We start from the raw sequence: 563 nt of genomic DNA, 5'->3' as shown, positions 1-563 counted from the left end.
GGCGCGCGGCTTTTCGGACAAGCCAGAACAACTGCCCAAGGCGATTATGGTCGGAATGGCCGTGACCTTTGTGCTGCTGGCGGCGGTGCCGATGTCGGTGATTGCGCTCAGCGGGCTGAATAACATTTCTGACGTGGCGACCATTTCATGGGGTCAGGCGTTAGGGCAGTGGGCCTTCTTCTCCGCCAATATTTTTGCCCTGTGCGCGATGCTGACCTCTTACTGGGGCCTCGGCGGCAGCTTCCTGACCAATATTTTCGACCAGTTCAGACTGGGTAACGACGAACAGCCGCTGCGCCGTTTCGGCGTGCTGATGCTGGTGGTGCTGCCACCGTTCGCGCTGGCCTACAGCGGGTTGGTGTCATTCGTTAATGCGCTCTATTTCGCCGGGGTTTTCAGCGGGGTGATTTTGTCGATTATGCCGATGCTGATCCTGCGTGGGGCGCGCAAGCATGGCGATCAGACACCACGTTGGCAGTGTAACTGGATCACCCACCCGCTGTTGCAGATCAGCATCGTGTTGCTGTATCTGGCCAGCGCGGTGTATGCCATCGCGTCGCTGT

The 563-nt window shown here is 58.8% G+C and carries 1 protein-coding gene; it reads left to right on the top strand.

Translation table 11 applies throughout. The features are described from left to right. Positions 1–91: 91 nt before the first annotated feature. Positions 92–563 (top strand): aromatic amino acid transport family protein (locus CVN76_RS00240; protein ID WP_332850575.1); only part of this gene is annotated, 472 nt, incomplete at its 3' end.

Source organism: Bacillus sp. mrc49, assembly GCF_002803435.1.
This window is presented reverse-complemented; position numbering and strand designations above follow the sequence as displayed.